This is a genomic window from Faecalibacterium sp. An58 (assembly GCF_002161515.1).
GTDB classification, from domain to species: domain Bacteria; phylum Bacillota; class Clostridia; order Oscillospirales; family Ruminococcaceae; genus Faecalibacterium; species Faecalibacterium avium.
On sequence record NZ_NFHX01000080.1, the window covers coordinates 1 to 638 of the forward strand.

A 638-nucleotide genomic window follows, 5' to 3' on the forward strand; every position below is an offset into this window, starting at 1 on the left:
ACGATGCTCCGCAGCTCCACCATCCCCTTGACCCGCTCCTTTGCGTCGCCGCTCAGCTCCACTGGCGTCATGACCGAATTTTCGCGGTAGTAAACTTCGCCGTCCACCACCGTATAGGAGAAGTTTTTGACGCCCGGGTCAGCGGGCAGGACGTCGGGAGCGCCCTCGTCCAGCTCGGCGTCGTCCCTCTCGGCAGCAACGTACCGGCCTTGAATTTTTGCGGTAGCCTCCTTGAGCTGTTCGGCCAGGTCGGCCCCCTCGATGGGATCGACCGTCACGTCCTCCCGGCCATACTGGGTACTTTCGGCAGATAGCTCACCCAGCACCATATCGGGGTGATCCACAAAATACTGGTTGACGGTAAAGCCCTCGGGCGTTTGGCCCACCTGTACCCACTCCGGTTCCCGGTCGATGGGCCGCTCCAGCTTCTGGAGAAATAAGATATCCGAGACGACCTCAGTCCCAGCGTTGGCCTTGAAGGCATTGCTGGGCAGCCGTACCGCGCCCAGTAGGTCGGCGCGCTGGGCCAGATATTTGCGAGTGGAGCTGTCCTTCGCGTCCATGGTAAAGCGACTGGTGACAAACGCCACCACGCCGCCCGGCCTTACCTGGTCGAGGGCTTTCGCAAAGAAATAGTT

General features: G+C 61.0%; 1 protein-coding gene. It reads right to left on the minus strand.

Annotated elements, in window-relative coordinates:
* On the minus strand, positions 1-638 hold a 638-nt coding region (locus B5G12_RS14230; protein WP_522731456.1), incomplete at both ends, for a hypothetical protein.